Annotated in this window: 25 protein-coding genes; 10 read left to right on the top strand and 15 right to left on the bottom strand. The window is 44.6% G+C overall.

Annotated features, from left to right (window positions below; translation table 11 throughout):
• Positions 1-65 precede the first annotated feature (65 nt).
• The 6 genes from DN752_RS03645 to DN752_RS03670 all read right to left on the bottom strand — a co-directional run bounded on the left by DN752_RS03645 (position 66) and on the right by DN752_RS03670 (position 4639).
• Positions 66-1073 carry a TQO small subunit DoxD gene (locus DN752_RS03645; RefSeq protein WP_245949447.1) on the bottom strand — a complete coding sequence of 336 codons (1008 nt, stop codon included), beginning with the start codon at positions 1071-1073 and terminating at the stop codon, positions 66-68.
• A 12-nt stretch (positions 1074-1085) separates the two neighbouring features.
• Entirely contained in the window at positions 1086-1505 is a 420-nt protein-coding gene (locus DN752_RS03650) for a DsrE family protein (protein WP_112786407.1), read from the bottom strand.
• A 196-nt stretch (positions 1506-1701) separates the two neighbouring features.
• Entirely contained in the window at positions 1702-2088 is a 387-nt protein-coding gene (locus DN752_RS03655; RefSeq protein WP_112782724.1) for a hypothetical protein, read from the bottom strand.
• 234 nt (positions 2089-2322) lie between these two features.
• Positions 2323-2502 (bottom strand): hypothetical protein, encoded by a 180-nt coding sequence (locus DN752_RS03660; protein WP_112782725.1) that lies wholly within the window; start codon positions 2500-2502, stop codon positions 2323-2325.
• A 17-nt stretch (positions 2503-2519) separates the two neighbouring features.
• Positions 2520-3005, bottom strand: a complete 486-nt coding sequence (locus tag DN752_RS03665; RefSeq protein ID WP_112782726.1) for an RDD family protein — start codon at positions 3003-3005, stop codon at positions 2520-2522.
• Positions 3006-3370: 365 nt separating this feature from the next.
• Entirely contained in the window at positions 3371-4639 is a 1269-nt protein-coding gene (locus DN752_RS03670; RefSeq protein WP_112782727.1) for a chloride channel protein, read from the bottom strand.
• A gap of 283 nt (positions 4640-4922) precedes the next feature.
• On the opposite strand from DN752_RS03670, the gene DN752_RS03675 reads away from it, so the two are divergent.
• The gene (locus tag DN752_RS03675; RefSeq protein WP_112782728.1) at positions 4923-6287 is read left to right on the top strand and encodes a Gfo/Idh/MocA family protein; all 1365 of its coding nucleotides are present in this window, start codon (positions 4923-4925) and stop codon (positions 6285-6287) included.
• On the opposite strand, the gene DN752_RS24360 is transcribed toward DN752_RS03675, so the two are convergent.
• Positions 6241-6744 (bottom strand): hypothetical protein, encoded by a 504-nt coding sequence (locus DN752_RS24360; protein ID WP_162633099.1) that lies wholly within the window; start codon positions 6742-6744, stop codon positions 6241-6243. The genes DN752_RS03675 and DN752_RS24360 overlap by 47 nt on opposite strands.
• A 223-nt stretch (positions 6745-6967) precedes the next feature.
• Positions 6968-8005: an alpha/beta fold hydrolase gene (locus DN752_RS03680; RefSeq protein ID WP_112782729.1), complete on the bottom strand. Its 1038-nt coding sequence runs from the start codon at positions 8003-8005 to the stop codon at positions 6968-6970.
• A 469-nt stretch (positions 8006-8474) separates the two neighbouring features.
• Here DN752_RS03680 and DN752_RS03685 point away from each other — a divergent pair, with 469 nt between their 5' ends.
• From DN752_RS03685 to DN752_RS03695, 3 genes are all read left to right on the top strand, one after another.
• Entirely contained in the window at positions 8475-8759 is a 285-nt protein-coding gene (locus DN752_RS03685; protein WP_112782730.1) for a hypothetical protein, read from the top strand.
• Between the two features lie 160 nt (positions 8760-8919).
• On the top strand, positions 8920-10269 hold the full coding sequence (gene hemN / locus DN752_RS03690) for an oxygen-independent coproporphyrinogen III oxidase (RefSeq protein WP_112782731.1): 1350 nt from the start codon (positions 8920-8922) through the stop codon (positions 10267-10269).
• Between the two features lie 178 nt (positions 10270-10447).
• Positions 10448-10828, top strand: coding sequence for a hypothetical protein (locus DN752_RS03695; RefSeq protein WP_112782732.1), 381 nt, complete (start codon positions 10448-10450; stop codon positions 10826-10828).
• A gap of 522 nt (positions 10829-11350) precedes the next feature.
• On the opposite strand, the gene DN752_RS25095 is transcribed toward DN752_RS03695, so the two are convergent.
• A complete protein-coding gene (locus tag DN752_RS25095; RefSeq protein WP_262511691.1) occupies positions 11351-11485 on the bottom strand; it encodes a hypothetical protein in 135 nt (44 codons plus the stop codon).
• A 27-nt stretch (positions 11486-11512) separates the two neighbouring features.
• On the opposite strand from DN752_RS25095, the gene DN752_RS03700 reads away from it, so the two are divergent.
• Genes DN752_RS03700 through DN752_RS03715 form a run of 4 tightly spaced genes read left to right on the top strand, consistent with a single transcriptional unit; the run spans position 11513 to position 15564 of the window.
• Positions 11513-12637, top strand: a complete 1125-nt coding sequence (locus tag DN752_RS03700) for a cytochrome-c peroxidase (protein WP_112782733.1) — start codon at positions 11513-11515, stop codon at positions 12635-12637.
• Between the two features lie 9 nt (positions 12638-12646).
• Positions 12647-13615 carry an MbnP family protein gene (locus tag DN752_RS03705; protein ID WP_245949448.1) on the top strand — a complete coding sequence of 323 codons (969 nt, stop codon included), beginning with the start codon at positions 12647-12649 and terminating at the stop codon, positions 13613-13615.
• The gene (locus tag DN752_RS03710; RefSeq protein ID WP_245949449.1) at positions 13572-14462 is read left to right on the top strand and encodes a cytochrome-c peroxidase; all 891 of its coding nucleotides are present in this window, start codon (positions 13572-13574) and stop codon (positions 14460-14462) included. Before DN752_RS03705 ends, DN752_RS03710 begins: the two co-directional genes overlap by 44 nt.
• Before the next feature lie 10 nt (positions 14463-14472).
• A complete protein-coding gene (locus DN752_RS03715) occupies positions 14473-15564 on the top strand; it encodes a transporter family protein (RefSeq protein ID WP_112782735.1) in 1092 nt (363 codons plus the stop codon).
• A gap of 342 nt (positions 15565-15906) precedes the next feature.
• On the opposite strand, the gene DN752_RS03720 is transcribed toward DN752_RS03715, so the two are convergent.
• A complete protein-coding gene (locus DN752_RS03720; RefSeq protein ID WP_112782736.1) occupies positions 15907-16227 on the bottom strand; it encodes a hypothetical protein in 321 nt (106 codons plus the stop codon).
• 120 nt (positions 16228-16347) lie between these two features.
• Positions 16348-17685: a hypothetical protein gene (locus DN752_RS03725; RefSeq protein WP_112782737.1), complete on the bottom strand. Its 1338-nt coding sequence runs from the start codon at positions 17683-17685 to the stop codon at positions 16348-16350.
• 292 nt (positions 17686-17977) lie between these two features.
• On the opposite strand from DN752_RS03725, the gene DN752_RS03730 reads away from it, so the two are divergent.
• Entirely contained in the window at positions 17978-20341 is a 2364-nt protein-coding gene (locus DN752_RS03730) for a TonB-dependent receptor (protein WP_112782738.1), read from the top strand.
• Between the two features lie 309 nt (positions 20342-20650).
• Here the strand turns inward: DN752_RS03730 and DN752_RS25100 are convergent, their stop codons facing one another.
• Entirely contained in the window at positions 20651-20785 is a 135-nt protein-coding gene (locus tag DN752_RS25100; protein WP_262511692.1) for a hypothetical protein, read from the bottom strand.
• Between the two features lie 73 nt (positions 20786-20858).
• Positions 20859-21206 (bottom strand): hypothetical protein, encoded by a 348-nt coding sequence (locus tag DN752_RS03735; protein ID WP_112782739.1) that lies wholly within the window; start codon positions 21204-21206, stop codon positions 20859-20861.
• A gap of 240 nt (positions 21207-21446) precedes the next feature.
• Here DN752_RS03735 and DN752_RS03740 point away from each other — a divergent pair, with 240 nt between their 5' ends.
• Positions 21447-21920, top strand: coding sequence for a thioredoxin family protein (locus DN752_RS03740; protein WP_112782740.1), 474 nt, complete (start codon positions 21447-21449; stop codon positions 21918-21920).
• A gap of 34 nt (positions 21921-21954) precedes the next feature.
• Here the strand turns inward: DN752_RS03740 and DN752_RS03745 are convergent, their stop codons facing one another.
• Positions 21955-23250, bottom strand: coding sequence for a D-alanyl-D-alanine carboxypeptidase (locus tag DN752_RS03745; protein WP_112782741.1), 1296 nt, complete (start codon positions 23248-23250; stop codon positions 21955-21957).
• Between the two features lie 141 nt (positions 23251-23391).
• Positions 23392-24804, bottom strand: coding sequence for a SusD/RagB family nutrient-binding outer membrane lipoprotein (locus DN752_RS03750; RefSeq protein WP_112782742.1), 1413 nt, complete (start codon positions 24802-24804; stop codon positions 23392-23394).
• Between the last annotated feature and the right edge of the window lie 10 nt (positions 24805-24814).

Raw genomic sequence — 24814 nt, forward strand, 5'->3', positions numbered from 1 at the left:
TCCCAATAAAATTGGCGGCACACGGTAGTGGCGCCGCCAATGGAGCTGAATAGGGCATCTGCCTCCTACTTTTTCACTTGGTATTCCCAGCTGGCACCGCTGATGTCTGTTATTTTTAACGTATAGGTACCTCCTGCTAGATTTTTCAATTCAGGAACCATCAAATTTATAGTTGCTTTGGCTCCCAGTGGCACCACCAAGCTATGCTTACCCGGCTTTACTTTTGCGATATAATGATTCGCTATAGATGCGGGATCCATAGCAGCCAAGGCTTCATTGGAAAGCCCAAAAACCTCATTTCCAGCACTATCTTCTACTTCCATGCCTATGATCCAGGCACCGTAGACATCCACACCTTCCGTCCTGAAGACATCAAAAACCAGCCCTTTGTCAGTTAGTTCTCCTGCAGAAATTTCCAATTTCGGCTTCACCGATTTGTTATGGAGCGGCCCCCATAGTCCTCCATGAAACACCTGATTGGTCATCAAGGTGATCGCCAAAATGAAGAGTGAACCTCCAAGAACCAACTTGGGGTAGATGAGTGCCCTCACGGGCAATTCCCCAGAAGCTAACCAAGGAAACCACTTTTTCTTAGTGAAGGCATAATTGTGCTGCAGGAGATAATGGTCCACAGAATACTTCCCACTGCCCGTCAGAAAGAGGACAAAACCGGTCGCTATTCCCAATACACCTATCTGCCATTCGTCCAGGCACGTGGTCCCGATCCATCCTGACCCCAACAAAATCCCCATGGCCAGACCAAAAACACCAACGCTCATCAATCGGGTAAAGGCTCCCAACATGATCATCAACCCCACAATTCCTTCTACCACCGTAAAGATCACCATGGCCCACCAGAGCAAATCAGGGTTCTCTACCAAGTACTGGATAATGGGCTTGATGCCAAGGGCATGGGGCAAGAAATGGTTGAATTTCTCGCCGATATAACCACTGATTTCGGGATCGAGTTTATCGGTCAAGATCGTCCTTCTGTAAAGGGCCGAAAAGTAAGTCCAGCCCACCACTAACCGCAAGGAAAGTGTCATTAGGCCTACATCATTTTTTATCTTCATGTTCATTGTTTCTTAAAGTGTTATGGAATAATATCCTTCTTTTTGTAGTTGCAATCCGTAGAGGATGCCGTTTTCGGTGACACTGATTTCACGTGGCAATCCATCGGGATTCACGTCAAACTTCTGCAATGAAAAACCACAGGCCAATAAGGTCACCCGTTGTTCTTTGGCTGTTTTTAGCAATGGCTCCATGAGCGCTTTATCCACGAGGTCTTTTACAGTCTTGCCGCAAATAACCACTTGGAATTCACCAAATTTACCTCCGTCTTCCTTTGCCAACGCCTCTGCAGCCAACAGAATCGGCTTGAGCTGCGCTACATTTCTGGTCAGTACATAATAGTTATACTTATCTTTATTGCTATGAAGTTGTGCACTTGCCTGGCCAGCCAGCAGTAGGGAGACCATGGCAAGCAATGCTATTTTAAGTTTCATTTTTTTGTGGAGCTGTTTACAATCCTCGGCGCTTAACACCAAAAGACTGTTTATGGAAAATTAATATCACTTAAGGTCATGGAGATTAGATATACCAAGATCGATTTTGTTCTATTGTACAAAACCTACTAACCTATTTCACCTCCAGTTTAGCCTAAAGCGCATGTAAGGGAAGTTCTAATGTCAAAAAAGAAATTTACAGAGGGGTCTTAAAATTCTGATACAAAATATAATAAGGAACCGTGACCGAGGTTCCTAGCTTGGCATAAAAAAATGTTGGCAGCGGATCCTGCTCATTCCGTTCCAATTGGATAAATGCAGCAATCAGTGCAAGTGCAGGAGCCAGTTCAGCAGTGAAATCCACCACCGCGTGAGCCGCCGTGGTATCGTCAATGGCAAAACAGGAATCCGTGGCCTGCACAGCCTTGCTCTTATTGAGCACTTGGGTCTGCGTGGCTCCCAAAGCTTCTTGAAGGGAGTTCCTGACGGAGCAGGGAGAGCACAGCAAAAGCACCGTTAGCACCAATACGGCTATTGGATGCCACTTTTGAACCTTGCGCTTATTTCCCGATCTTTTTACCATTTGTATTTACCAAACGACACTGGATCAAAAAAGTTTATTCCATTTATCATTCTTAAACCCGGATTATGCGTTAGGAATCGTAGTGAGAGCTGAAATTGCAAGAAAATCAGTTAGTTTGGAGGCATTAGCGTAGCACCGCTACGGTTATGCCGAAAACTAAAGTGAAACGGCTGATTTTGAAGCAGTTTAAGGTCGCAACAGATAGGCTAATGCATATTCCGGGTTAAACCCTTTCTATTGCTTCTGTTGTTTTTTCATAGAATAAAGCAATATGCCCATCGCAATCATCAACAGTACATTGGATGTTACCCGAAGGTAAAATCCCTGATCAAATTTTTCCGAAGAAAAGATATTGACCAAAAGCAATATTGCACTGGCTACCAAAACAAAAATGGCATAATACTGTTTTTTCATGATTCAAACTAATGACGTTATTTAATTCCAATTTTAGTCCCGCGATAAGACGTAGATTCTCTTGCCTTACGAACGATCGTTTGACAAATAATATCATGCAAGGCCTGTTTGTTTTTGTTGGTATCGAGCATTATCGCTCCCCAAACCGTAGCAACAGATAAAAGTTTTGCGGGGAATCTTAATATTGCCTTAAGTAAACCTAATTTCTGGCCATTGGCATCATAAACTTTTAGCCCCATCAGCATTTTCCCCAAAGTGGCTCCTAAAATCCCTTCACATCCCGAGAAATAAAGCCAATTCGTCGATATATATATCACATAATACCCTTTCACAGCTGCTATGGATACTGGACTTATACCAATTGAAAAATACACAACAGTGGAAATCAGCATTTTAATGACAATCAGATCAATAATGAGGGCAAGAAACCGTACCATCAACTGAGGTTCCAACCATTCCGTTTTCCTATTCTTTCTAAAAGTTATTCTTTTATTCCTAAGCACAGCTACAAAATTTCATCATCAAGCTCATTAAGTATATCAAACAATCACCCCTGCTAAAGATAATCAAACCAGTTGATTAACAGAAACTTCACTGTAACAATTTACAAACCTCAGTTCGATTAGAAAACCGTTTCCGTACAGTGGTCGGAACATGCACTGCGAGGCTTAGGGGAGATTTGAGGGAGTGGAAGCCGTGGCAGCTCGCCGCGGCGAGTTGCCACACCCTTTTCCAACCCACATCCTCCTAAAAAGGGTTCGCAACGCTTTTAATGCTAAAAATAAGTCGAGCTCAGGTTACAAGCCTAGTGTACGGATCGAGTAAATTTCATAAAGCTAAGCCACAGCGTTATGAAAACTGCTCCTTCTTATTCTTTCACCATCTGTGAACCTATAAAAGGTATTTTGGGTGCCAAAAAGTATCCTGTCAAGCTTGCGAAAAATATAGGGATTATATGCCCAAACCCTGTCAAAGTAGCCAATAAAATAGTAGTGCTCATCGGAGTACGGGTCACACAGGCATTGACAGCAGCCATGCAGCTCACAATCGCCAAGGTCAAGTTTATCGTTGGAAATAATTGGTGAATAATTAGCCCCATAGTAGCTCCCACAAAAAACAGGGGAATGATAAATCCTCCACGCCACCCGGAGGTGACGGTTATGGAAATGGCAATAATCTTAAATATCAAAATCCCGAACAGTAAAGTCAATGAAAAATCGCTGGACAACAGTTCGTTTATTTCGTGATGGCCAAAGTACCGCGTAATCGGAAAATAAAATGCAATGATCCCTAATAACAACCCTCCTATCGCGGTTTTGACATAAATAGCAATCGGTTTCTTCTCAAATAGGGTCTTAAAAAACTTGGTACAAAAAATAAATACCCAGCCCAAAACGGCTCCAATGATCGCAAATAGCACCGCATATCCAAAGTCAAAAATACCAGCATACTCATAAGCGGACAAATCCCATGTCGGACCTAGCCCTAAGTGAACGATCAGGGCAAATACCAAATAGCTAAAGCAACTTGCCACAAATGCCGGAATAATGGCTTTGTAATATTCGACGGCATGTTTATGGTGGAGTATTTCAAGGGAAAACAAACTACCTCCCAGCGGAGCCCCAAATAATGCCGTAAACCCTGAAGCCATTCCTGCTATGCTCATCGACCTCAATTCTTCACCTTTCAACCGGAGCATTTTACCAAACCAAGTCCCCGTGGATCCAGTTACCTGTACTAGTGGTGCTTCTGGCCCAAGGCTTCCTCCCGATGCCACACATAATAATGAGGAAAGCACCATGGAAGGATTGTTTTTGGGGTCGAGCTTGCCTTTATTAAACCGGATATTGTTTACGATAAGATGTATCTCTCCAGGGTCCCCGATAAAATGAATGATCAAGCCAGCCAACAGACCACAAATAGTCATCAATGGAATGACCTGCCATCCCGTAAAAAAGGCAAGCTGGTGCATCAAAAACTCAAGGCCAATCCAATAAATGCCAGCGATTACGCCCCCTATCAAGCCCAGAAAAGCCCAAAGCAAAAATGTCCTACTAAAAACAAACGGATTAAACCGGACCGGTCTGTCCAAGATATCCAAATACCTTACTAGTTTTCGTTTTTGCTTTAATTTCACTTTATCAGGTCAGTTACAAGTTTTCTTTAGCATTTCCCAAACTCAAAATTAATAAAAATAGCTCCTAAAATGGATACGTATATAGGATTCTTTACCAGAATGGAAGAACAGAAAACAACAATAACCTGACAATAGTGGGTTAACTACTACAATGAGAATCCACTTCTATTATCTTTCCTGCATAATAAAACCCAGTAAAATCTGTGAAATCCGCTCACTATCTACTATTTTTTGCCTTATTTACCATTTGATTGTTCATCAAACCCATTAAAAAACCTCATCCATGATAACCAATAACGCCATCAACCGTCGCCATTTTATCAAAAGCTCCGCAGCTTCCCTTACCCTCGCCTCTCTTGGCGCCTTTAATCTTAGCTTTGCTAATGCTGATAAAACCTACCGTGTAGCACTGATCGGTACGGGATGGTACGGTAAAAGCGACCTTTTTAAACTGATCCAAGTAGCTCCAGTAGAAGTCATTGCGCTATGTGATGTGGACCGTATCCGGCTCAGAGAAGCCGGTGAGCTGGTCAGTCAGCGGCAACTTTCCGGCAACACCCCGAAGCTCTACAGTGACTACCAAAAACTACTCGACGAAAACGAACTGGATATCGTCATGATCGGCTCACCGGATCACTGGCATGCCCTCCAAGCCATCGCTGCCATCGAAGCAGGTGCCCACCTCTATCTTCAAAAGCCCATCAGTGTGGACGTGCTGGAGGGTGAGGCCATCCTCGCCGCCGCTCGTAAGCATCACCGCACTGTCCAAGTAGGTACCCAGCGAAAAAGTACCCCGCACCTGATCGAAGCCAAAAAAGAAATCGTGGACAAAGGCCTGCTCGGCAAAATCTCCCACGTGGAAATGTGCTGCTACTACCACATGCGCGCCAATGGCAATCCTCCCGTCCAACCTGTTCCTGATTTTTTGGACTATGAAAACTGGACCGGCCCAGCACCGCTTCGCCCTTATGACAAGCTACCTCACGGCAGCTGGTGGCGGACGTTTATGGAATATGGCAATGGCATCATGGGCGACATGTGTGTGCATATGCTGGATACGGTACGGTGGATGCTCGACTTGGGCTGGCCACAAAAAATCACTTCCACCGGAGGTATTTATGTACAAAAAGACGGTAAATCGAACATTGCCGACACCCAAACCGCCATATTCGAATACGATGAACTCAATTGCGTTTGGCAACACCGCACTTGGGGCAATCCTGATGATCCTGAGTACCCTTGGGCATTCGTCCTTCACGGTGAAAAAGGCACCCTTAAAGCCAGCGTAAAACAGTATGACTTTGTCCCCCATGGTGATGGAGATCCCATTCATGGGGATGTGGTCTACGAAAAGGAAAAATACCCTGAAGACTTAAAGGAAGAACGCATCGAACTACACGCTGCTCCGGCTACCAGAAATCACCTGAAGGACTTCCTCCAAGCAATGGAAAACAAATCCAGACCAGTGGCAGACATCGAAGAAGGCCACATTTCCTCTGCTTCCTGCATCCTGGCCAACCTCTCCATGGAACTGGGCAGAGCCGTCACTTATGACCCCGTCAAAAAAATCATCACCGACGACCCAGAAGCCACCGCCCTCCTCAAACGAAGTTACAGAAATGGCTGGGCGCATCCATGGAATGGGTAATATGGAGTCCGAATATAAACCGGATTCTAAATTTTTGGTGCAGGTGGTCTCCTGCACCTTCTATATGATCCTCCGCCAAAGGCGGATTAAGAGGAATGCGCATTACGTTTGCCCTGATGAACCAACTGTAGGATAAATAATCAGCGCAAATCTTAATCACCTGTGTCATCAGCGTGCTATCAGCCCCCAGCTTTTCCGCTTGATCCTTGGTCATTCCTAAGTAACCGGAATAATCAACAAATAAAAAAGGCGTCAAATGACGCCTCTCAAATTGGTGCCCAATCTGGCAGTTCGCTAAAGCTGGTTTTGCCTGCAGCGCCAGATCAGGACTTAATGTTTTCCCAATAATAAACCCTAAATTATTAACGCCTTCATGGTATTTATAGTCTAGAAATGAGTGAAAAAAACTTATATGCTTGGACTCTAATACGTTGAAAACACCAATAACAAATAACACCTATTTGGCAAGAATAAAGATTACACCTCATCCCATAGGCACTATTTTTAGTTTTTCTGATTTTAGCTCCTTAAAATAGGTAAAATTCACTCCTTATCCAAAACTTTACCCGGAGGCGGATTTATTACTATGATAGCTACCGATACAAGTAACAAATCCATGGATATTACCAAAAAAGTACCCGCCTGATTCGCCCTATATCCCAAATCTTGAAGTGAAGGTTTTAGAATTCCCACGGATCTCCCTTTGGATAAATCATCCCTTTCTTCCAGAGATCCTGATAGACGTGCTGTTTATCGGCGATATCCTCTTCCAGAAAGGCCTGGATAAACCTGATAAATACAGGGTGATTTCGATAATGTGGCAACCCATGCCCATCATTAAACAGGAAAAAATCACCATCATGATAGTGGGCGGCCAGTACCTGGTCTACCCGCTGATCCGCCAAACTGTCTGCGACACCTGAAAAAACCACTGATTTCCCTTCAAAACCAGCCACTTGATCATAATGAATCCCCTTTACCTGAAATGGACGCCGGGCATATTCCTCCATTACAGGCATCGACTGCTCTCCTATCCATCCTGTATTTTTTGGTGGACGCGCTTTCTTACCATCCCACTCTTGCAAACCGTACAGGTGCTCGAAACAGCGAATTGCCAAGGCAACATTCTCTCCTCTTTCATAATGATCTTCTGTGTTGATGGGCAAAGATTCATCAGGAGACTTTTTAATGGTAATCCCCATGGAATGCTGCAGCTCTAGAAGCAAGGGGTCAATACTTATGACACCATAGACACGTTTGGGATATTGTGCCATGTAGCGGTGCAGTAGCTCTCCCGAGGAGGACACCCCAAATAAGCTCACCTTGCTCCCCTTGGCCACAGCCTCCCGTACAGCCTCTAGGTCTTTGACCAATTGGTCGGAATTAAACACCTGATAGGCCATTGACCAGTCTATTTTATCTTTGCGCCATAGGGCCTCTCCGAAGCTTGGCTGCTGCTCTCTTCCTATGACTTTGACGACATTGAACTTCAGACGAAGGGGCTCGGGCCAAGCATCATCACCACTATAAAAGGTGAGTGCATCAGACACGACCAGCACAGTATTTTTCTTTGGATCATAAGGTGTTTCGTAGGTATAGTAAATCCTCCCCCAGCCCCATTTCTGTTTGCCGTAGACGAAGGGTACCTCTATCGCATGGTAGTCTTGTGGGGCATTCAAGGCCAAGCTGAGTGACCAAAAAATCATTAAAAATTTCATGCTGTAAAGAAATTGATTTTTCTCAAAAACCTATATTACAAGCTCTTAAAATTCGTTAAACCCGGTTTATGCATTAGGAATCGTCATAACCTGAGCTCAACTTATTTTTAGCATTAAAAGCGTCAAAGCGAACCTGTCTGCCCAGGCAGGCCCTTTTTAGGAGGATGTGGGTTGGAAAAGGGTGTGGCAACTCACCGCGGCGAGCTGCCACGGCTTCCACCTCCTCAAATCTCCCCTAAGCCCTGTTTGGCTCCAGACAAGCCTGCCTTTGGCTTCAGACAGGCTCGCAGTGCATGTTCCGACCACTGTACGGAAACGATTTTATAATAGAACCAATATTTCCAGATACATACTAACTAAACGACATTAATATTCTGGGCTCAACTAGTCTACATCACCATCTCCAAGGATCAGCTGGAATTTCCAGTCTGATTTTTTAACTTTGTTTCTCTACCTAAATACATGGACCATGGACCTTACTGATTTCAAAGACAGCCTTTCCCAAAACCACCCGCCTACTGATATCAGCATCATGCTGGAAGCCCTCTGGTATGATGGAAAAGGAAACTGGGATCACGCACATGCTCTCGTCAATGACCTTACCAGTAAAGATGCTGCCTATGTCCATGCGTACCTCCACCGTAAAGAGGGAGATGACTGGAATGCCTCCTACTGGTACCGAAATGCCGACAAGACCAAACCCACTTGCAGCCTAGACAAAGAATGGGAAAATATGGTCGAGTATTTTTTATAGAAACGCTATATTTTTCACTTAATCAAGCAATGATTCACTATCAATTGATGATTTCTTGCTTGCAAATAATATTCATGATATATATCATCCGCTAGACTGACTCAGATCAACCAAAGTAGGAGCAACGTTCAATAGTTTTGCCTTAACAATAAAACGCCTTATGGAGATCCCTGCTGAACTGATCGATAAATATGATGTAGCTGTACCAAGATACACCAGCTACCCTACTGTACCTCTGTGGGAGAATGACTTGGATGAACACTCTTGGAAAAACAACGTACAGAAAGCCTATCGGGAGTTTGGGGACAGCGAAGGGATTAGCCTTTATATTCACCTTCCGTACTGCGACAGCCTATGCACTTACTGTGGATGCAACAAACATATTACCAAAAATCATGATAAGGAAATCCCGTACCTAGAAGCCTTACGAAGGGAATGGGACATGTACCTAGAAATGCTTCCTTCCAGGCCAAAGTTAGCTGCCATCCACTTAGGAGGTGGTACACCTACATTTTTTTCTGCCGAAAACCTACAATCATTAATCCAATATATCCTTGATTCTTCAAGTGTATTGTCCCAAGCAAAATTCAGCTTTGAAGGGCATCCTAATAACACCACTCTTGAGCATTTATTAGCGCTTAAGGAAGTGGGATTTACACGGGTGAGCTATGGTGTTCAGGACTTGGACCACAAGGTCCAAAAAGCAATCCATCGGATTCAGCCTATTTCGAAGGTAGAAGAAGCTACATATCATGCACAGCTGGCAGGCTTTCAGCAGATCAATTATGACCTGATTTATGGCCTTCCCCATCAAACCGAAGAAACGATTCTCAACACAATGGAAGAAATCAGGAGGTTAATGCCCAGCAGAATTGCATTTTACAGTTATGCCCATGTGCCCTCTGTTTTTCAAGCACAAAAGAGCTTTGAACAATACTTACCTAAAAAGGCTGAAAAACGGAATCTTTATGAAACAGGAAAAGCAAAGCTAACATCCATAGGATACGAGGAAATCGGAATGGATCACTTTGCATTACCAGGAGATGAGTTATTAGAAGCCAAACAGACGGGAAGGCTTCACCGGAATTTTATGGGCTATACTGATTTCAGTTCCCATATATTGATTGGGCTGGGAAGTAGTGCCATCAGTGATGTCCACTATGCCTATGCGCAAAACACCAAAGATATAGAACTCTACAAAGAACAAGTGAACCTGCGACACTTTTCCCATTCCAAAGGCCATAACATGACACTTGAGGATATAAAGACGAGAAAAACAATCATGGACCTTATTTGTACAGGGACTACAGATGAAACCAATGTGGTGTGGAGAAGGGAAAACATGAAGTTGCTAAATGATCTTCAAGAAGATGGGCTGATCACTATGAGAAACAATGAAATTACAGTAACCCCACTAGGAACTGCCTTTATACGAAACATCTGTTCGGCATTTGACCATAGAATGAAAAACAAGCAGTCCCAAACCTTTGTCTTCAGTAAAGCTATCTAACTTATATTTTTTTTTGTTTTCCACCAGCCAATTTTTAGGCTGGACCCAGACTTGTCGATAGACGAGTTTGGGTTATTTATTTTATAAAACTTTGCGGGAGCTCACGCCCTTTTGGTATTGCTGAATTTTCACTTGTATTCTCCTTTTTAAAAAAAATTATGCTTAATTTTGCCCGCAAATGTTAAAGTCCTTATTCCATATATGGCTCTCCATGATTGTGGTGCTGAACAGCATGGTCTTTTCGGTGATCCAGATGGATTATGCCCTTAATAAGGAATACATCGCAGAAAACTTCTGTATCAACAAGGACAAACCCATGATGAACTGCGATGGCAAGTGTTTTTTGGCCGAAAAGCTCAAAGAAGCCCAAGACCAAAAAGAACAACAACCAGGCAGCATTGACTTTAGCAGGGATTTCGGTATTTTCATCTTGCAAGAAAGTGCCATCGCTTTTCAAAAATCCCCAATTCCATTGGAAACGCCCCTTGCGTATTACCAACCAAGAACTGGAACCAATATCCAATCGGACATTTTTCACCCACCCAATCACATTGGCTAAGCCTTCTCTGAAAACCAACCACACCCACCGGACCATTGCTATACAGGACTTCGTTTTCTATAGCAATCAAGTGTCCGCAGTAGTGGCTGGCAAACGTTACATTACTCATTTTCCAAGAAGATTTGTCTTTTAAGGATACCGTTGTGCTTGTATTGGAAAGTTAAACCCGGATTATGCGTTAGGAATCGTAGTGAGAGCTGAAATTGCAAGAAAATCAGTTAGTTTGGAGGCATTAGCGTAGCACCGCTACGGTTATGCCGAAAACTAAAGTGAAACGGCTGATTTTGAAGCAGTTTCAGGTCGCAACACCTGTGCGCCGTGGCGTAGATAGGCTAATGCATATTCCGGGTTAAATTGGATCAAGCCCGAATCTAGGATATATGCTTGCTTTAGCGCTGCATTTTGATATGCGCAAAAAAGCAAGGTAAAGGCATCACTTAACCCCGGCAAAATGGGCTTAGGGTAATACCAATACTATTAGTTTTGGTTACCTTCTCGCCCCTTTCCCTCATTTAGTGATTTCTAAATTCCTTGAATTTCGTATGCTCCAGCTTTTGGCTTGCCTCCATAAACTACCTTGACAGGCAATAGGTCTTCTGTCTCCATCGTGATCAAAATCAAAGCAATTGATGGCGTCAAGACCACCTTTCTTAGCAAACCGGCTTGGTTAATTTCATTGATTTTATGCGTTACTCAATCCGCCTTTTGGCGGGGACATTCATCCTATGTGGCTTGCTATGGGCATGTGGCAATGGAGAGGAAAGTGAACCTTCCTCCCAAAACCCTAGTCTTTCGCTCCAGCATCCGGAGTATTTCCCCAATGATGTGCCCATGCCTGCCGATAATCCACTGACCGAAAAAGGCGTGGAACTTGGCAGGATGTTGTTTTACGACAAACAATTGTCCGTCGACAGGACGATCTCTTGTGCTTCTTGCCACCAGCAGGAAAAGGCATTCACAGATGGTAAAAAAATCAGCACCGGCGTCAATGACACTCCAGGTGACAAGAACGCCATGTCCCTCGCAAACCTCCACTGGACATCCCGGTTCTTCTGGGACGGCAGGGCTGCTACCTTAGAAGAACAGGCTGTCCAGCCCATAGAAGACCACCGGGAAATGAACCTGCCATTGGATGAGGCGGTAGCACGCCTTCAGGCTGATAAACAGTACCCCGAGCGGTTCGAGGTGGCATTTGGCACGGATCAAATTACCGAAGAGCTGATCGGAAAAGCCATTGCCCAATTCATGAGGACATTGGTTTCTGGCGATTCGAAGTTTGATCAATGGATCAAGGGCGAAGTGAAGTTTTCCGAACAGGAGCAACTTGGCATGGAGCTGTTCTTCACCCATCCAGAGCCTTCTCTGCAGATTCGCGGCGGCAACTGCGGGGACTGTCACATCACTTTTCTGACCTCAGGAGACAGAAACAACCTGCTGGGCTTTCACAATAATGGACTGGACAATGACCAAAACCTCGAAGAAGGCCTCGCCGCCGTGACAGGAAATCCCAGAGACAAAGGGAAATTCAAAGCCCCCACGCTCAGGAATATCGCTTTGACTGCGCCGTATATGCATGATGGGCGCTTTGAGACACTGGAAGAAGTACTGGAACATTATGACCAACACGTCCAAATAAACCGCACACTGGATATCCTGGTGCTGGAGGCCAGCAATGAAATAATTTTACCCGGTGAGGACATCAAACTGCACCTTACTGATGGAGAAAAGGAAGCTATTCTTTCATTTCTCCAAACCCTTACGGATGAAAAATTTATTACTAACCCGAAATTTTCGGACCCATTTAATTAAACAATTGACATGAAAAAATTAGCAATACTATTAGTGACTATGTGGGCTTTTATCGCCTGCAACGACCGAGAAGAAACTCCTGCCTCTATGAAGGTGAATTTCAGCTTTTCCCACGTCCTCGATGGACATCCCCTAGAGTTGGAAAGTGCACCATTTACTTTGCCGTCAGGGGAACGTTTCATTCCACGAAAATTCAAGTATTACATCTCCAATATTACCTTTAACAACAGCACCAAAGGTACCAGCCACAGGGTCTCGGATGGTTATTTCCTCATCGATGAAGCAGGCAAGAAAAATTTTAGCGTGGAAGTCCCCGCCGATGAGTATGATCAACTGACCTTCTATGTCGGCATCGATAAAGCACGTAACCTTTCCACTGATCAGGTCGGTGACTTGGATCCTAACAATGACATGGCCTGGAACTGGAAAACCGGTTATATATTTCTGGCCCTTGAAGGTGAATGGGAATATGAGTCAGATGAACGCCAAGGACTGGTCGTACATATCGGCAATAATGACCCTGAAAGCGAACAAAATTTCAAAGCAATTAATTTTGACCTAGAGTCAAGCGGTAAAACCTTGGGTACTGAAGCGGTCGTTGACCTTGATTTCCAAGCCGAACTGAACGAACTATTTTTGGCCCCCATGAACTTGTCCTCCACGAGTTGGAAAACACCAGCATCATGGGCGGAGAATGGGCAATCAATATTGCCAATAATTATCAAGACGGCTTCTTTACACTCCAGTAACAGGTTTCACCAAGTTGAAAAAAGCAATTATATATCGGCTGCTCCTTCTTCTGTGCCTACACATACTGTTGACAGGCTGTCTTCCGGACGCTGGGAGTATAGAAGGGCAATCACCGGACTATATCATCCCGGTGATTGCCTCCAGCCTCCTTCAGGAAGATTTTCCCCAACCAGAGCGGAATCCCATGAGCAAACAAGGAGTGCTGCTGGGAAAAGCCTTATTTTATGACCCCGCCTTGTCAGCTAATGGTAAAGTCGATTGTGCCAGCTGTCATTTGCCTCAATTGGCCTTCAGTGACGGTGTCGACCTTAGCGATCAAGGAGTATCAGGAAAACCGCTCCACAGGCACTCTCCTGCCCTATTCAACATGGCTTGGCACAAAGGGCTGTTTTGGGACGGAGGATCCAATAACCTGGAATCACTCGTCTTTGGTCCCCTTACCCATCCAGATGAAATGGCAGCTGACTTGGGTGAAGTCATCCATTACTTGCGTGGTGACGAGAAGTACCCAGACCTATTTAAGGCAGCTTTTGAGACAGACACCATCACCAGTGCCTTCATCGGCAGGGCCTTGGCGCAATTTGTCCGAACGCTCATTTCCCAAGACAGTCGGTATGACGAGTGGAGACGGAATGAGGCCATATTATATGAGCAGGAAACCCGAGGATACCAGCTTTACCGGCAGCATTGTAGCAGCTGTCACGAAGAGGGCCTATTTACCGATCTCAAGTACCACAATAATGGACTGGATGCGACCTATCCCGATCCCTATGAGCTGGAAGGGCTACTGCTCGGCCGCTACCGCATCACCTTCGATGACCAGGACTTAGGTGCTTATAAAACCCCTTCGCTGAGAAATATTCAGCTGACGGCTCCTTACATGCATGATGGAAGGTTCGAAACGCTGGATGAGGTACTCGATCATTATGAAAACGGTATCCAACATAATGGGAGCTTAGCGCCCCAGCTGGAAAAAGGGATCAGTTTGACCAATCAGCAGCGAGAAGACCTATTGGCTTTCCTGGCTACCCTGACCGATTACACATTCATCAACAATAAAGCTTACCAAAAGTAGGCCCAAACCAATGAGAAAAAAGTTAATCATCTTATTCATAACACTAACATTCCCCCTACTGTCAAAGGAAGCAAAAGCCTGCGACAGCTGTAATTTCTTCGAATACAGCCTGCTGCAAAACAGAAGCTATATTGGATTGTTTTACAGGCATCGACAGTTTGGTGGATATGACCAATACGGCTACTCCTCTCCCAGTCCAGGAACGGCTATAGTTACCCCTAACCTAACCAATGGATTTGAAAATGGAGCTACTACCAAATACGTCCCCAATGCGCGTAAAGGCATCTTTCCTGCGATCGATCAGGACTTTATCGTGATGCACGAGCCAGAGGGAACAGGGCTGTATGTCAATAAAACGGATCAAGATTGGGAAACTTATGAAACGGTAGAGCTTAGGGGAAATTTCACTTTGCAAAACAAATGGAACTTTACCTTTATCCTCCCCTATGAATCGAACAGGGTGCATTACCAAAAAATGCTGGACCTGCCCAATCCCGTCCAAGATACAACCTTGACCGTCCATGGTTGGGGAGACTTGACCGTGGCAGCAGATTACATCCATTATATCTATAACGACAAAGCCCGTCATACCTTTCGGCCAGGATTGGCCATTGTCGCCCCTACTGGCCAATCAAACAAGGTAGCTTCAAATGACAGTCCATTTGATCCGATCATCCAGCCGGGAACTGGGTCTTGGAGCTATGTGGCTCGGCTAAACTACCAGTTGTTCTATACCAAAACTGGGCTGAATGCCGGATTCAGCTACAAACAATCCACCGAGGGCGCCCAAAACTATCAGTTCGGAAACAGCTTCAATGCTTCTGCCATTGGCTTTCATCAACTATCCTTCAAAGATGATTGGATGCTGGTACCAAATGCCGGAGCCTATTACGAACAATCCCAAGAGGACACTTGGACAGGGGAAAAACAGCAGCTGACCGGGGGAAAAGTAGCCTTTGCCCAAGCAGGTTTGGATATCAACAGGCAAGAATGGACCCTGAGCCTGATGTGGCAGACACCCGTGTACCAAGACCTGAAAGGCAATCAAATCCACCATCAAGACCGGATCAGTATTGGCATTATCAAAGCTTTTAAACTTTAAACCCGGGTTCAATGCCGTTTAGTTAAAGGTATTTCCCTGTTTTTACATGCTAGGAGTTTCTTTTCTATTTGACTTTAACTGTATGGCTTTGGCCATTTTGGTGGATTTTATCCTTTTCCTTTTTTCCATTGATGAAAAAAGAAAGAAAAAAATCTAGGCCGGTGGTCTGCCCTTTAAAATGGGACATAGATTTCCCATGCGACGTGGATCCGTCACCCATTTTAATTTTCATCCGGTGGCTCCGGGCTGAAAGAGAGTGGATCTCGCTGTTCCACGACGCGAGCTAACTCCCTTTCTTAACAGCCTGCACCACCGGATGAAAAACAGGCATACCAAGGGCCGTCATATGGAAACAACACCTTTTTGGGACTTATTAACTGAATCCGCCTTGCAGGTATTGAGCGTTAAGAAATTAAAAAGCGGGCGGGCAAAAAGGCAGGCTTGTTTGACGAAATGCTGGCCAAAAAGAATGTTGGCTGCTAAAAAGGAGGAGTTTGCCTGTATGAGGGAAGGTTTTAATTTTAGGCCAATAGATGCAAAGCGGCGGGTTTTTTTGGTTACTTTTTTGACCTGAAGCAAAAAAGTGACAAAGGTAAAGAGATGAAAACCATCTTGGAATTTAGCAAGAAAAATAACTGCCCAAGGAGAAAATATAGAACACATATTTCCAGATACACACTAAACTAAACGGCATTAAAACCGGATTGAATAAATAAAAAAGGGGAAAGCCAGTAGCTTTCCCCTTTTCACCTTTTACATTAACCCTTATATAAATACTACTATTTACAAAGCGATCTGAAACTGCATCACCGCCAGTCCCTTCCGATCGTCTGTAACAAAATTCCCTTCACTGTTTGCCGCAAAGATGGGGCGGCTCTGATAACTCAGCGACAGCTTCACCCGATTACCATCGATCAGCCAGTTGACCCCTCCATCATACATGGCCATGGGATCATCCAGCAGGTCAAAATCGGAGTATTGGCTGCTGATATAAGGCTGCAGAGTGCCTGCTTTACCGAATAAATCCCTTCTAAACAGGTAGCCAAACTGCGCATAGAACGTATTTCCCGTACCGATGGTCGGGAAGGCACTTCCTGGTCCATTGAGTGTTCCTTCAGCATTGACTCCCGTGGCAGGGTTCATGGCACCGATATTCCTGATATAGTTTTTTCCATAATCGCTATGCGTGTAAGCAGCGTAGGCTGTAATGGCGTTTCCTTTGCTGGGATCTATTGGCCGATCATAGAAAACATCCACCGCAAACAATCCCAAGTTCGTATTGACCGTGTCGGTTCCGTTATCCGCATAATGCCACATGGCATCTTTTTGGGTCATGAAACCCGCGCCAATATTAAAAACGCTCTTGCTTCCCAGGTACGACCCTTTCTGATAAGGCGTGGTATTGGATTCTTTGTCCAGAAACATATACTTAAAATAGCCGTGAAACTGGGCATAGCCTGGCTCCGCCGCAAATAATGCATTATCATCAATAATCGGTTCCTGGGCAGTGGACTGTTCGATGGACATGGGCTTGGACACGGCTACTCGATAATCCAACTTCCCCAATTGCCCTTTGGCGTACACGCTGTATTTGCGGACAAACTGGTCATTCACGTCATTGGTGGCCTGCTGATAAAGCGGTGCATCCAACGAAAGTATCGAACCAATCGAGGGGGAGGCATAACGCGACACCCCATTCCAGCCGGTCAACCCAGCTCCTAGGGACAATTTTTCTTTGGCTACCCTATACTCTCCAATGGCATCGAGAAAAAATAGCCCCTGCTTTCTCGGTGAACGGTAGGATAAATTGTTTTGGCCAAATTGAGTGTAGAAAAACACCTGATCTGTAAGCTGTCCAAATACCTGGATCCTCGTACGTCTCAGTCCAATATCCATGATCTGGTCATCCGGAGTACCATCCACTACTGACCCGGGGTTGGTCTGTGTATACCTCAGCCACACTTGGTTTAGAAAAGTCCCCTTGACATAATGGCTACCATCTTCATTGAGATCGAATTTAAGTTCTTTGTTCTTTTTAGTCTTGTCGGGTGGGGAGGTTTGCGCTAGAGCAGTTACAGAAAAGATCGCCAATATGACTAGCAAAACACTAAAATACTTCATGATAAATGATTAATAATGGGATACTGTTAAACCTATTGGTACGGCAAAAATAGAAATCTATCCATCAATTGTAACTATTTTATGTAAACTACCTATAATCAATTATGAACGGTGATACCATTTATAAACTTCCACCCAGCATATACATTAGCCTATCTTATCAGAGATAGGATTCTTGGTTAGAAACACTTTTGATTATTTATTTAGCCAGGTCTAATATTTTTTTTCTATTTATTTAATATTTAATTTCGTTTATATAAATAATAATTTTAGCAAAACCATTATATCAAATATGAAACAAACCATTACCCTATCTATATTGATCCTGTTGTGTAACGCTGGCTATGCACAAAGCAATGGAAAGATCGCTGGGCAAGTCACCCTGCCCCATTCCTCTGCTGTGTTTGCCACTGTACAAGTAATGGGAACAGACCACGGTGCCACGACGGACGAAAACGGAGAATTCTCCATCGACGATATTCCTACTGGAAAAGTGACTGTCCTCGTAAAACTGATGGGCTATCAACCTGCCCAGAAAACCGTCACCGTGGTCGCAGGACAAACCACCAAGGTGGATTTTCAGCTAAAGGAAGATAACTTAAACCTCAATGAAGTGGTCATCAGTGCCACCCGTTATGAACTGGACCGAAAAGAAGCTCCCGTAGTGGTCAATGTCCTCAGCCCAAAGCTCTTTAATGCCACCCAGTCTGTCGCACTTTCTGAGGGGCTTAATTACCAGCCGGGAGTCCGAGTAGAAACCAATTGCCAAAACTGTGGATTTACCCAGGTAAGGCTTAACGGACTTGAAGGAGCCTATTCCCAAATCCTGATCAATAGCAGGTCGGTCTTCAGTGCACTGAACAGTGTTTATGGCCTTGACCAGATCCCTACCAACATCATCGAACGTGTAGAAGTGGTCCGTGGCGGTGGATCTGCACTCTATGGCTCCAATGCCATCGGTGGAACCATTAACATCATCACCAAAGAGCCAGTGGAAAACACCTGGCAAATCGGCTCCAACATCTCCCTGATAGATGGCACCACTCCTGACAACTCTTTGAATTTCAACGGATCTCTCACCAGTGAAGACCTCCACTCGGGAGTTACCTTTCACGGTCTATACCGCCAGCGTGGCAGCTATGATGCCAATGGGGACAGTTTTACAGAGATCACTCGTTTGGAAAACAACACATTTGGTATGAAGGCGTTTTTGAAACCAAGTGAGCGTAGCAAGCTAAGTTTGGACTTCAGTGCCATCAAGGAATACCGCCGAGGTGGAGACCAGCTGGACCTTCCTCCACACTTTACGGACATTACCGAAGAACTCACGCACAATACCATCATCGGTGGAGTGACCTATGAGCAGTTCAGCGAGGATAGTAAGAATCATTTCTCAGTATACCTTTCGGGCCAAAAGACCCAGCGGGACAGTTATTATGGAGGCTTGGGAGGTGGCCGAACCGCAGCTGACAGTGCCTTGGCTACTAATGCCTATGGAAAAACGAATGATCTCTCCTTGGTGGCGGGGAGCCAGTTTTCCCGAAATTTCAGCAATAGTGATGTCGTTATTTTTGGGGCTGAATACCAACGGAGTGATGTGGAAGATGAAATCATCGGCTACCAACGTCTCATAGACCAATCGGTCAATACAGTAGGATTTTATGGCCAATACGAATGGCGACCAAGCGAGAACATGACGTTACTTGCAGGGGGGCGTTATGACCACACTTTTGTGGACGGTTTCTACAAACTCTCGGATATAACTCGGTCTTCGGACATCTCCACAGGCGTATTTAGCCCAAGGATAAATCTCCTGTACGACCTTCGAGAAAACCTACAGCTACGTCTTGGCTATGCGCGTGGTTTCAGGGCACCACAGGCCTTCAACGAAGACCTGCATATCTCCTCGGTAGGTGGTGAACCCACTTTTGTGATCCTGTCCGATGGATTGAAAACCGAACTTTCAGACGCCTATACTACCTCTCTGAACCTTTCTGAAAACATTGGCGATTGGCAATTCAGCTTCTTGGCGGAGGGTTTTTATACCTTGCTCAAGCGGCCATTTACCACTGTCAGCACAGGAGCCACACTTCCTAACGGCTCCATTCTGGAAGAAGTCCGTAATGGAGCCGGAGCAGAGGTCCGCGGCGGGAATTTTGAACTGAGCCTTTCTCCTTCTTCCCGCCTTGTCATACAGGCCGGTGGCACCCTTCAGCAATCCACCTATAAAGATCCACAAGTGCTGTTTGAGCCCGAAATAGAAAGTGAGGAAGAACCGACCGTGACGACCGATCAGTTCCTTCGTTCTCCCAACGCCTACGGTTATCTCTCCACCAATTTGTCATTGACAGAGCGTTTAGGCCTGGACCTTACGGGGGCCTATACTGGACCCATGATGGTACCGCATGTGATCAGTGAATCGGGCTTTATGGACTTGGTGGACACCCAGCAGTTTTTTGATGCCAATATCAAACTGTCTTATCACTTCGACCTGGCGGAAGGGTTCCATTTAGAAATCGCTGGCGGTGTCCAGAATGTCTTTAACAGCTACCAGACCGACTTCGACACTGGAGCACTCCGTGACTCCAACTATATCTATGGCCCTGCCAAACCGCAGACCTTTTTCTTTGGTGTAAAAATTGGTGATTTTCACTGAAACCGGAAGGTTAGAAGGTTTAACCCAATTTAAACCCGGATTATGCGTTAGGAATCGTAGTGAGAGCTGAAATTGCAAGAAAATCAGTTAGTTTGGAGGCATTAGCGTAGCACCGCTACGGTTATGCCGAAAACTAATGTGAAACGGCTGATTTTGAAGCAGTAAGAGGTCTTTTATTTGATTGACTTTGGCTGGGGAAACCTGATCATCTTGGTGGATTTTATCCTTTTCCTTTTTTCCATTGATGAAAAAAGAAAGAAAAAAATCTAGGCCGGTGGTCTGCCTTTTAAAATGGAACATGGATTTAACCTACGACCGAGATCCGTCACCCATTTTAATTTCCACCCGATGGCTACGACCTAAAAGTGAGTGGGTCTCGCTGTTCCACGACGCGAGCCAACTCACTTTCTTAACGGCCTCCACCATCGGCTGGAAAACAGGCATACCAAGGGCCGTCATATGGAAACAACACCTTTTTTGGCGCAGGGGGGCTTATAGTTCTCGCTCAACTTGGTTACTAAAGAAAATATACCACTACATGGAATAATGATGATAATTTATCCATAAGAAACTTATTAATCGGATCCGCCTTGCAGGTATTGGGCGTTAAGAAAGTAAAAAGCGGGCGGGCAAGAAGGCAGGCTTGTTTGACGAAATGCTGCCCTAAAAGAATGTTGGCAGCTAAAAAGGAGGAGTTTGCCTGCATGAGGGCAGGTTTTAATTTTAGGCCAATAGATGCACAGCGGCGGGGTTTTTTGGTTACTTTTTTGACCTGAAGCAAAAAAGTAACAAAGGTAAAGGGATGAAAACCACCTAGGAATTTAGCCAGAAAAATAACTGCCCAAGGAAAAAATATAGAACCCATATTTTCCAGATACACACTAACTAAACGGCATTGATCCCGGGTTTAAAGTAGTTGATTATACGCTTTCTTACCAGTAGGTTTTATTTCTCCCGAAACGTACAGAACATCCATAATGAAATAAGGATTTTCTGAGATTTCAGCGGTTTCTGTGAGAGCCTATTTACTATCTCTGTGATTACTGGTGGCATTGCGGGTATACATATATTAAGTATTAGCTAAACAATAATACACCTAACAGTTATGAAAACATTATTGCTCCCATTCATGGTAATGACAGGCCTATTCACTTCCCACCAGGCCGCTGGACAGGAAGAGATCGATTGGTTGACTTTTGAGCAATTGGAGGACTCACTGGAAATAGCGCCTAAGAAAGTGTTTATTGATTTCTACACCGACTGGTGCACGTACTGTAAAAAAATGGACAAAAAGGTCTTTACTGATCCTGAAGTGATTTCCACAATCAATAGTACTTATTATGCAGTCAAAATGGATGCGGAAAGCAGAGATACTGTCCACTTTGATGGACAGGCCCTTATCAATAGACAAGCGACGGACAACCGCCCAGGAATCCATGAAATGGCTTTACTACTCGGAAGCAGGAACGGAAAATTCACGCCCCCTACCCTGATTTTGCTGGACGAAGATTTCAGGGTTATTGATCGTAGATTTGCATATTTGTATAGTAAAGAATTGCTGAAATGGATAACACAATAAGCTCGGATCAAGGCGAACGCATTTAAACCCGAGTTCAATACCGGTCATGGATCAAATACAGCACCTTTTCCATTTCCTTTTTCAATTCATTGGAGCTGATCACATAGTTATTGTGCATAAAAGAGAAATAGAGCGTTTTACCGCTTTTGGTGAGCAGGTAGCCGCTGAGGCAGTGGACACCGCTGAGGGTTCCTGTTTTGGCATAGACATAAGGGTGCTCATCGTCGGACTTGTACCAAGAGCGGATCGTCCCGGACACACCTCCTGAAGGGAAATAAGCAAAAATCTTTTCCTCTGGCACTTCAGCCTTAATCTTTTCAAGTAACTTGATGATGCTCCTTGGCGTAAATTTATTCTGCGCAGAAAGCCCCGATCCGTCCACCCACTGGGGCTCATCAGGAAGATCTGCCAAGTAATGCTCCTCCAAATACTTAATGGCACCCCGCACATTGAGCGAGTCAGCAAGCTCATCGGCCACGAGGACCATCAACTGCTCTGCTAGAAAGTTATCACTGATCTTCAGCATCTGCTTATACAACGAATCACTAGCCACCCCTTTGAGCTTTTGATGTGGCCTGTTTTTCACGTTATCATAATCGATCATCGTGATACTCCTTCCCAAGGTATCTTCCAGCATCTCCCGCGTCAGCTGAGAAGAAGTCACAAAAGGCTTGTCGGTTTCAAATGACAACTCCTCGCCCACCAAGTGGTACCGGAAGTCATTGATGTTCTTATCCCGTAAAATCGAATATTCCCGAGCTGGCAAGCTAAGGTCTTCTTTGATCTGAGGAGCAAAAAAACGGGGAGAGTACGTCAAACTTTCAGTTTGCACTTCCTTTTTGAACCGGACGATATTGCCATAAATGGGCATAGAAGATCGCTCTGGGCCGTAATAATAGTTAAACCAATTCCATGACCATCCCGAAGCATAGGCCTGCACTTCGTCAAAATTGTCAGCCATGAACAATTGCTTATCGCTGCTTTCCAGAAAGTTTAGCACCGATCGGTCTTCAAAATCCGGGTGCATCAGGGAAGGATCACCTGTCCCCCAAAAGATAAGGGAATCACCGCTCTCCACATAATCCAAGGCGTTTACCTGATCGCCAAGCACCTTATGGGCTGCATAATAAGTAAACATCTTGGTATTGGAAGCGGGGGTAAAATACTTGTCCTCATTCAGGGCATACAGCACCTTGTCCTTGGCTGGGTCCACCAGCATAAAACCGGTAAAACCTTGGTCAAAGACCTTAGAATCGCGCACGGACTTTTTCACTTTCTGTACCGTACAGGCAGTAAATAAAACGAAAAGGGCTGGTAATATTTTTTTCATAAAGATGGTGGTTTCGTAATGATCATAAGTAGTAGCTCAAAAAAAAGAACCACAGATAAATGGGACAAACACAGGTGTATCGATTTTAAAATCATACTGTGTTTATCTATCATTATCTGTGGTTTGAATATTTTTCAACACTTACTCAACATCCCAGAATATACGATCTAGCAATGTTACTTCAGGAATGTTTTGACCATTTCTACTTACCTCACTGTCTGGATAGCGCAGTCTTCTGATGAATTGCCCGTTAAGATCTGGGTTAAGGTTTGCTGGTATAGTCATACCCTTATAGGCATAATCAAACCTTCTAGCATCATTCCAAGATTCAGGATGTAAGAACAAGGCCACCCATTTCTCTTTGAATATATCCTCCATGGTAAAGGCCGCCTCACCCATACTTACACTTGGGTCAGCCAAGTACGCTTCCATTTCGTCTGAAGGCACTTCTAGCATCTCCATGTGTGAAGTAATGCCATCAATGTAAGCTTGATAAGCCCTTGCTTTATCAGCTTCAAACGCTGCTTCAGCTTCAATGAACTTTTGCTCAGCGTAGGTCCCAATTAAAACCGGTGATTGCTTTGAAGTATAAAATTGGTCTTCGATCAAAGTGGACCTTGCTCCTTGCTCAGGAGCATTTCCCCTTCCTACTCCATTGGCTGTACCCACAAATTCACCTTCATCAGTAGTACCTATCATAAGGCTAAGCCTCGGGTCTTCCATAGCGTAAGAGGTACCGTCCAACGCTTGAACAAATTGCTCGGAAATCCAGCCTCCTAAAAGTAGGTTATCATTGTCTATTGCCACTTGCGCCCAAGGGTTAAAATCCTGCTCAAAAAAGAATACCTGGGCGTTATCCTCATTGGAAGTAAACCCATTTTCGACGGCTGACAACACCTCTTGCGCACTGTATTCGGCCTGTCCTTTTTGATGAATCATCAGACGGGCTTTTAGCATATTGCCAAATGCAGCCCACTTATCCAAATCCCCTTCAAAAATAAAATCATCTTCAGCAATAGTATAAATACTCTCTCCTTGCAGATTTTGTATTCCTTGATCTAGGTATTCCAAAGCTTGTTGATACAATACCATGTCATCATCATACACCGGTGTCAGCGTTTGGAATTCAAAACCTTCAGAGAAGGGAACATCACCAAAAATATCCACCGTCATACTCATGTTCAGTGCCATCATAATCTGAGCCACTCCCAGGTAGTTACTCGCACCGGATTCTTCCGCCTTTCCGACCATCACATAAAGATCGGTCATCACATTGTACAAATTAAACCATGTCGTACTGTAATCCAATGGATCCATGGTGTCCGTTGAACTTCCCGGATTGGCTGAGGCGAGGTATTGGACGTAATAGGACGTAAAACTCCCTAACCTGTATGTGTTCAATGCTGACTGATACGTTACATTGGTCATCAAGCCCGACAGTGGGGCATCTTGTGGGTTGTTGGGGTTTTCATTGACATCCAGATAGGAATCACATGAACTGGCAAACATGACCACAACAGCCCAAACGATATATTTATAGTTAAATCTCTTCATTGCTATCATT

The sequence above is a fragment of the Echinicola strongylocentroti genome, assembly GCF_003260975.1.
GTDB lineage: Bacteria > Bacteroidota > Bacteroidia > Cytophagales > Cyclobacteriaceae > Echinicola > Echinicola strongylocentroti.